Raw genomic sequence first — 7933 nt, 5'->3', positions numbered from 1 at the left:
CAGCAGTGCCTATTTGCGAATGTTCAACACGCCCTAGTCAAAAATCGGTAACACAGCGCATTTATCAACCAGCTCACTTACTAAGCGGCAGCGAGCACCCGCTTACCTTATCCTAAAATACCACAGGCTACAATAACGGACTAAACAGACGCACCACGTTATCAAACAGTCGCGCAGCACCATGCCGCTGCTGCCACGCCTCAAGACTCACATAGCGACAGCTTTGTAAATACACCTCTTGACAGTCTGCCACCTGTGCGACCATCTCTGGCGTATAAATCGCCAAGCTGACCTCCATGTTTAAATAAAAACTGCGCATATCAATATTTACCGTGCCAAAGAGACAATAGTCATCATCGACGACCACCGTTTTGGTATGCAGCAGTCCGCCTGTAAACAAAGCGATGTTGACCCCCGCCTCTAGCAGCTCTTGATAATACGCTTGTGAGGCGTGCTGCACCAAAAACGAATCGACCTTTTCCGGTACAATCAGCGTCACCTCGACCCCGCGCTTTGCGGCGATGGTCAGCGCTCCTGATAGCGCCTCATCAGGCACAAAGTACGGCGTGGTAATGCGAATGCGTTTATTGGCGCGATGAATGACCGTCACTAAAGTGTTATAAATCACATGCGCTGTGACTTGCGGTGCTGAGGGTATGAGCTGCGCCAACACGCCTTTTACGATTGGTTTTTTGGGTATCACAATCGACGTCGAGCCAATATCTGGCTGCTCGTGATAATCAATGTGATCGCTCAATACTTTTACGCGACTGTTTAAGTCGTTGATGGTCGGATCCATCACATAGAGCTTTCGCGTATAGTTATTGACTCGCTGATTGAGCGCATCTAGGTTTTCGTTGTTTTCGGCGCCGATATCGGTCACCACCACTTTTGCCATCGCCGTCGCGATACTAATCGCTTGCTGACTAGTCGCCCGAATCGCCACATCAATCCATTGACCGACGTTTTTGTTTTGTTTAAAAAACCTTGGGTCCACCAGATTAAAGCTACCGATATAGCCAATATACTCATCAATCACCACAATCTTGCGATGATTGCGCAAATCAGAGCGCTTAAAGAGCGTCTTAAATAAGCCCACAGGAAGCGACTGATGGACAAACACCCCCGCCCGCTCAAGCGTACGATGCGCGCTACTATTAAAAAAGCTAAAACTGCCCACACTATCGGCCAACAGATGACACTCTACCCCGCGCCGCGCCGCCGCAGCCAGCGCCTCTATCAGCTCTAGTACCTGTCCTTTTGGATAGACAATATAAAACTCCATCAAAACAGTCCGCTGAGCGGCATTGATATCATCGATTAAGCTGTTAAAGATCGCGCTCGGCTCTGTCAACAGCTGCATATTGTGACCTGGAAACACGCCAAACCCTGTCCAGCGCGTCCCTATCTGACTGACACCACGATAGTTGGGCGGTAGCAGCTCTTGACCTTGATCAAACACCAAATGCTCACGCCGTGCCATATCATTCATCAATAGACTGGCTTGATCCACCCGCTCACGATAACGGCGGCCAATCATCGGCTCACCCAACAAAATATAGGCGATAAAACCAAACACCGGCAATGTATAAAGAACCGCAACCCAAGCGATAGACACGCCGATATTACGCTGCACAGATACGATACGCAGCGTCATTACTATCATCAGCACAATATGCAATACCAGACCCAATCCGGCAAAATCGCCCCAAGACCAAGTCGTAAAGTACTGTTCAATAGCAAAAGTATCTATGCTCGCCTCCAACCATTCAGATAAAATCAATGACCTTTACAAAACATTCAGTAGTATAGTAGCTTTTAATCTTCAAACAACAGATAACTATCATAAGTGTTTTACAGAAAACACTGTTGTTTTTTTAGATTTTATGACAATAAATCAACGGCTTAAAAATATATTTTCGATTATTCGCTAAAATAATCAAAATATCGTTTGACAGCCATATCTAAATCTATATAATACACACCCACAGAGCGGGTGATTAGCTCAGTTGGTAGAGCGTCTGCCTTACACGCAGAATGTCGGCGGTTCGAATCCGTCATCACCCACCACTTATTAGCAAGTGAACCTTTTATAAAGGCAAGATGCTAAGACGACCTAAGCAGCGGTAGTTCAGTTGGTTAGAATACCGGCCTGTCACGCCGGGGGTCGCGGGTTCGAGTCCCGTCCGCTGCGCCATATTTAAAACGAATTTAGACTGTAAAGTTTATACAAGTTTCGCCTCAAACATTAGATTGTTTGAGGTTTTTTTGTGTCTGCGTTTTTTGTCTATGTTCCTTCTAATATAACTACCTTTCGATAAGCATCTATTTTGTATTCGCAATAGTTATAATCATCCAACGGGCGTGCAGGTATTTTAGTATTATGAACGCTGACTCATGCGACTCACACTAGCAATCAACGCCACCATCACTACGCCCATGATAATCAAAATACCAGACATCATATGCGCGGCATCATAATTGAGCGCTTCGACTTGCTCATATATAGCGATAGACACAACTTTGGTCTCACCAGAAATACTGCCGCCTATCATGAGCACCACGCCAAACTCGCCAATGGTATGAGCAAAGCTGATTAAACCACCCAAAATAATACCCACGCGCGCTTGCGGTAAGGCTACCTTGACGAAGCGGCGCAGGCGACTGGGTTCTAACAGATGCGCGACTTCTGTGACACTTTGGGGAATACGCAAAAACTGTGCATACACTGGCTGAATATAAAACGGCAGGGAATAAATAATAGAGCCAACCACTAGACCTTCAAAGGTAAAAATAAGCGGACTAATATTGTGCTCAATCAGCCATTTACCGATACCCATATTTGGACTTAGCAGTAATAATAAATAAAAGCCAATAACCGTAGGCGGGAGCACCAGAGGCATAGCAATAATGCCCATAAGCAGAATTTTGAAACGCCCAACTGCCTTCTTTCGACTTGGTTTGGCAAGCCAATAAGCAACAGGAGTCGCAAACAACAGTAAGCACAAGGTCGTGATAGAAGCGAGCTTAATACTCACCCAAAATGGACTGAGCATATCTGACATAAGAGACTGGTCGATCATATAATGTCACGGCTCGTTCTATAGGTAGAGAGTTTAGTCTAACGGATTACTGAATGGGCAGGTAGCCTGCTTGCGCGAAGTGCTGTTGTCCTGCATCCGAGCGCAAGTAATCAGTAAACGCCGCTGCTGGGACTGTATTATTGATAACGATACCATCTTGTAAGATGGCTGGATAGGATGCTTTTGGCAAAGTAATAAACTGCTCAGGTTTGGCTTTTATCGCAACAAGCTGAGATTGCGCCACAAACCCATAATCCACGCTACCTGTATGGGCGTACTGAAATACTTGACCAATATTTTCTGCCTGTATCAGATTCTTCTGAGCGCTTAATTTGTCATATATCTTGTGTGATTGCAGATAAGCTTTTGCAGATGCACCATAAGGGGCAAGATCAGGATTGGCAATAGAAATCTTGCTATCATCTGTAAAACTAGCACTTGTAAACGCGTCAAGAAGCGATGCTGGCGTAAAATCATTCAAAGGTTTTGTGACACTATAGAGTGCAAGCTGACCTCTGGTATAGGTAAACGGTTGTACAGATTTATTACGCTTGTCATCAGACAGCTTTGCCGGAAACTCTTGATTGGCAGACAAGAATATATCATAAGGGGCTCCTGCCTTGATTTGAGCATATAGCTTGCCAGAAGACGCGTAAGTGACTTCGATATCTAAGTTATCTTGATTCGACATATTGCTATCTGTTTGATAGCTATCAATGATATTAGGTAGGACATCAGATAAGTTGGCTGCCGCAGCGATACGTAGTGTTTGGTGCTCAGTTGTAGCAGTCGCCGATTCTGCATTCGTACTGTTATCTGCTGTACAAGCATTTAATGCCAGTAGCAAACACGCAGAGGTACTAATAGCAGCTAGTGACCTACCCATTGTTGCTGAGCCATTTAGATGAAGCATCTTCGTAATACTCTTGCTTCCACACAGGTATATCTGCTTTGATGGTATCTAGTATCCAGCGGCAGGCATCAAATGCTGGATAACGATGGGCATAGACCTCATAAACGCTGCGTTTGATGGTCATAGAATGGCTGTGGACGTTGTCTATCATATATTATCTCTACTCATGGTTTCTACTTACTATCTTTACTCCCTTGCCTAGCCGCCTGCGACTGGGGTGATAAATACCACACTATCGCCATCATTAATCGGATCGGTCTAGTTAGCGAAATAATCATTCACCGCCACCCGCAGCTTTTGTTGCGAATGACTAAAGCCATGCTTTTGACTCAAGCGCTCATAGAGCTCGCTTAGTGAAGTTGATGGCTCGACCTTGATGGTTTCTTGTTGACAATTGGCAGCGTCAGCTAGGCTAGCAAAGTAAAGAACTTGTATGCTCATCGCCGCGGCACCGTTGGTTACTGCGCTGGTTGCTCGTTCGGTTTTTTTAATAGCGCTCATCATACTCTCCATTCTGTGCAAGCTATTCAGCTTCATTTCACTGCTAATCATTAAAACGAAACTGTATTATCCTAAGCATGACGATACTCTGATTTGCTACCCGTTTTGGTGATTAGGCGCACGTTACCAATGGCGATATCGTGCGATATGGCTTTGGTCATGTCATAAATGATCAAGTATGCCACGCTTACAGCCGTCAAGGCCTCCATCTCAACGCCCGTCTTGTGCGTGACTTTGACCGTAGCGCTGACAGTTATGCTGTTAAGATTGTCATCATAGTCAAAGCTCAAACCTATCTTATCGCGTGACAGGCGCGCTCAAAGTCTGTAGGCGTATTAAAGTTGGTCAAATACTGCCAACTGTTTGGAAAGGATACCGCTTGCGCCATCGGCTGAAGAAAGGCCATCACGCGCCGTCCGCCATTATCAATATAGACCTTTAAATCAGGCTCAAGGCTTAATGGATAAAGCCCTAACAGCGGATATAAGTGACTGTCATCAGCTAAGCAAATCACCTTTTTATCAGCTGCTTGGTTTTTGGTTATTTGAGTCGCTATCGGCTGCAACTTTTGCCATAACTCTGTAGCAGTTATCAGACTATCACAGCTAATCACCAATAACCATAATGACTGGTTTTCTGTTAACGCATTTAATGATTGAGCCTTTATTACCGTTTGCAAAGCCGACTCGATAGCGACCAATGCGCCGCTTGTCTTGATCTTATCATCAATCCTTTTATCAACCTTCTCATTTTGGTTTTTATCTTGACTATCAGCGCTAGCATAATCAGCAATGTGCATGATAGCGGCTTGCGGGTTGCTATTCTTTAAAGCTGAATCAACGTCAAACCCGCGACCATTATCAGCAATCATAATAGGGATGCTTTTATTGTTACCAGTATCAAACGTAGCCAAATTCAGCGTGTGTCTGACGTGATAATCCAGCAGACGCTCACCTGTCGGCAATCTAAGCTGGGCTTTTGCCGCGCCCATCCGTGTGGACGCGCCGCCTGCCAAAATGACCACGCCTACCAAATGAGCCGAGTCTTTTATAACGTCAGTCATGTGAATTATGAGTCGGGTTTTGTGCCATAAAATGCGGTACAAAGTTGCACGGACGCGTACGGCTATCGAGCTGCTCTTTTAAGATACTCTCCCACCCTGTACGGCACGCGCCCGATGAGCCTGGCAAACAAAAAATACCAGTATGATTTGCCATGCCTGCAACGGCGCGCGACTGCACGGTTGACATGCCAATCTCCTCTTTTGAGATCAGGCGGAACATCTCACCAAAACCATCGATCGATTTATCAAATAAGACCTTCACCGCCTCTGGCATGCTATCTCTAATAAAAAACCCCGTACCGCCCGTGGTAATCACCGCATGCACGTTTGGATCGGCAATCCAGCCGCTAATCACTGCTCGTATCTGATAAATATCATCGCTAATGAGCTTGCGATCAGCCAAGTTATGACCTGCCTCGGTCAGGCTGTCTGCTAAGTACTGGCCCGAAGTATCTTCTGCCAGCGTACGACTGTCAGAAGCCGTTAAAATAGCAATATTAAGCGGTATAAAATGGGCGGCAGGCTTACTCATAAAAACTCCTTCACATACAGATTTAAATAATCAAAAAAGTGACAACTGACCTACCCACCGATAATCGATAATACTATCCGAATGCGCATGCTGGGCAAAAAACAGATCTCTGTTGTCGCTTGTCTGCATAAATTCTATAAAGCGATAAGTGATGAGTCGGTCTTTGATATAGTCGGTTGAGCACGGCCGATGCTAAGCTTGTCATCATTCATAATTTACTGCCAATTGCGATTTATACGTCTCATCTATCCGCCTGATGGAGCCAAGGAAAAGGTTGCACCGTGACTCTACTACCTGCTGCGACATCACCACTGTCTTTGTCCAACACGACAAAGCAGTTGGCGAGGCTAAGCTGTTTGATTCTATGCGACTGCTGCCTGGCAAAACACTCCACTTCATACTCGCCTGCAGCGTTTTGCGTCAATACGCCGCGCTGAAAATCTTTGCGGCCGACTGATTTTTTGATGTCGTTTGTTAGTTTAGCCTTGATATGTATTTGCATCGGCTGCTCAGATACGCGCGCGCCTGATAATTGCCATAGTGCCGGTAGCACAAACTGTAGCGTACCAACGACTGTCGATAAGGGGTTACCAGGTAAGCCAAAGTACAGTACTGGTTTATCCAAATCTTTAGCAAGCTCCCCAAACACAAAAGGCTTACCAGGCTTCATTGCCACTTTGTAATGGTTAATTTGCCCGAGCTGCTCGATGACGGTAGTCAAAAAATCATAATCACCCACCGACACGCCAGCGGTCGAGATTAGCACATCACAGTCTTGCATAGCCTCATTAATAGCAGTCGTGGTCTTATCCAAATCATCAGGGATAATGCCGTAGTCGCGAATGGTAATCGGCAAACCAGCCAGCAAAGTCTTTAACGTTGGGGTGTTGGAGTTGTATATTTGCGCTAGACTTGTCAGCTCATCACCGACAGCCACCAGCTCATCGCCCGTTGCCAGTAGCCCGACGATAAGCGGCGCAAAGACGCTGACTTGGCTGATACCTAAGCTTGCAAGTAGGCTAATATCAGCAGGGTTTATGCGCTTACCGACTGTCAATACCGCTTCACCTGCCTCTATCTCTTCGCCTTGCCGGCGAATATTGCTATCCACTTTGGCCGCTTGGGTCAGTGTTACCCGATAAGGCCTTGCTTTGTCGATTGTGTCTTTTATTTTTGCAAAGTTGGTGTTTTCTTGCATGATGACGGTGTCGCAGCTATCAGGCACCACCGCCCCTGTAAAAATCCGTACGCCCTGCCCTGCTACAAGCCGATCTGTATAAGCGCTGCCCGCTTGTGACTCACCGATGATCTCGATAGTGCTATCTGCCGATAGTTCGCTGCCTTGCGCGATAGCATAACCATCCATCGACGATAGGTTTTGTCTGGGTATATCAAAAGGCGAGGCGATATCTTGCGCCAGTATCTGATTGCTGCTGTCTTGCAAAGCGCACGTCCTAACAGCTCTTTGCCTTAGAGAAAAATCATTATTATTGTAATCTTCTACGCGCGCTTTTATCGCTAATTGCAAGGCTTCCATAGTAATCATAAAAGGGTACTCTTCTTTTTTTGACGGCTATTAAATCGCTCAATGAGCAGCTATTTTTCTCGCGTATCAGATTGACTATAGCTGATATAGCAATCCTAGATTAGCGCAAAAAAAGCACCTAATAAGGTGCTTTTTGTTGTAGTTGTTAACGGCTTACTGTAGAGCCTAGCAAGAACGTGAGCAAAATGCCTTCTTTAACAGCTTAATATTAGGGCGTGTTGAACCTTCAACCATGGCACTGACAGAGACTATTTTTTAGACGATTCGAAGGTAAAAATAGTAAGCTTAGTCGCTC

6 protein-coding genes, 2 tRNA genes and 4 pseudogenes are annotated in these 7933 nt (G+C 45.6%); 2 read left to right on the top strand and 10 right to left on the bottom strand.

What is annotated here, in order from left to right:
• Window positions 1-127: 127 nt before the first annotated feature.
• On the bottom strand, window positions 128-1783 hold the full coding sequence (locus tag NK638_RS11100; RefSeq protein ID WP_274633066.1) for a cardiolipin synthase: 1656 nt from the start codon (window positions 1781-1783) through the stop codon (window positions 128-130).
• Between the two features lie 211 nt (window positions 1784-1994).
• On the opposite strand from NK638_RS11100, the gene NK638_RS11095 reads away from it, so the two are divergent.
• Both NK638_RS11095 and NK638_RS11090 read left to right on the top strand, forming a co-directional pair.
• Window positions 1995-2070, top strand: a tRNA-Val gene (locus NK638_RS11095).
• Between the two features lie 50 nt (window positions 2071-2120).
• Window positions 2121-2197, top strand: a tRNA-Asp gene (locus NK638_RS11090).
• Window positions 2198-2381: 184 nt separating this feature from the next.
• Here NK638_RS11090 and modB read toward each other — a convergent pair.
• From modB to NK638_RS11050, 9 genes and pseudogenes are all read right to left on the bottom strand, one after another.
• The gene (gene modB, locus NK638_RS11085; RefSeq protein ID WP_274633065.1) at window positions 2382-3083 is read right to left on the bottom strand and encodes a molybdate ABC transporter permease subunit; all 702 of its coding nucleotides are present in this window, start codon (window positions 3081-3083) and stop codon (window positions 2382-2384) included.
• 46 nt (window positions 3084-3129) lie between these two features.
• Entirely contained in the window at window positions 3130-3969 is an 840-nt protein-coding gene (modA, locus tag NK638_RS11080) for a molybdate ABC transporter substrate-binding protein (RefSeq protein ID WP_274633064.1), read from the bottom strand.
• Window positions 3962-4084: pseudogene (locus NK638_RS11075) on the bottom strand (molybdenum cofactor biosynthesis protein MoaE); the annotation flags it as partial. The pseudogene NK638_RS11075 and the gene modA, both read right to left, overlap by 8 nt.
• Window positions 4085-4194: 110 nt before the next feature.
• A pseudogene (locus NK638_RS11070) lies at window positions 4195-4437 on the bottom strand (MoaD/ThiS family protein).
• A 131-nt stretch (window positions 4438-4568) separates the two neighbouring features.
• Window positions 4569-4793 (bottom strand): annotated as a pseudogene (locus NK638_RS11065) (cyclic pyranopterin monophosphate synthase MoaC); the annotation flags it as partial.
• Window positions 4790-5560: a molybdenum cofactor guanylyltransferase gene (gene mobA / locus NK638_RS11060; RefSeq protein WP_274633063.1), complete on the bottom strand. Its 771-nt coding sequence runs from the start codon at window positions 5558-5560 to the stop codon at window positions 4790-4792. The gene mobA and the pseudogene NK638_RS11065, both read right to left, overlap by 4 nt.
• A complete protein-coding gene (gene moaB, locus NK638_RS11055; protein ID WP_274633062.1) occupies window positions 5553-6092 on the bottom strand; it encodes a molybdenum cofactor biosynthesis protein B in 540 nt (179 codons plus the stop codon). Before moaB ends, mobA begins: the two co-directional genes overlap by 8 nt.
• Window positions 6093-6152: 60 nt before the next feature.
• Window positions 6153-6266, bottom strand: a pseudogene (locus NK638_RS12540) (GTP 3',8-cyclase MoaA); the annotation flags it as partial.
• Window positions 6267-6333: 67 nt separating this feature from the next.
• Window positions 6334-7638: a molybdopterin molybdotransferase MoeA gene (locus NK638_RS11050; protein WP_274633061.1), complete on the bottom strand. Its 1305-nt coding sequence runs from the start codon at window positions 7636-7638 to the stop codon at window positions 6334-6336.
• Window positions 7639-7933: the final 295 nt, after the last annotated feature.

The sequence above is a fragment of the Psychrobacter sp. A3 genome (assembly GCF_028823565.1).
Lineage (GTDB): Bacteria > Pseudomonadota > Gammaproteobacteria > Pseudomonadales > Moraxellaceae > Psychrobacter > Psychrobacter celer.
This window is presented reverse-complemented; position numbering and strand designations above follow the sequence as displayed.

Excerpts from the sequence above, each read along its gene's own strand:
- NK638_RS11050 (WP_274633061.1), bottom strand. The coding sequence starts at position 7,638 with ATGATTACTATGGAAGCCTTGCAATTAGCGATAAAAGCGCGCGTAGAA.
- modB (WP_274633065.1), bottom strand. The coding sequence starts at position 3,083 with ATGATCGACCAGTCTCTTATGTCAGATATGCTCAGTCCATTTTGGGTG.
- modA (WP_274633064.1), bottom strand. The coding sequence starts at position 3,969 with ATGGGTAGGTCACTAGCTGCTATTAGTACCTCTGCGTGTTTGCTACTG.
- mobA (WP_274633063.1), bottom strand. The coding sequence starts at position 5,560 with ATGACTGACGTTATAAAAGACTCGGCTCATTTGGTAGGCGTGGTCATT.
- moaB (WP_274633062.1), bottom strand. The coding sequence starts at position 6,092 with ATGAGTAAGCCTGCCGCCCATTTTATACCGCTTAATATTGCTATTTTA.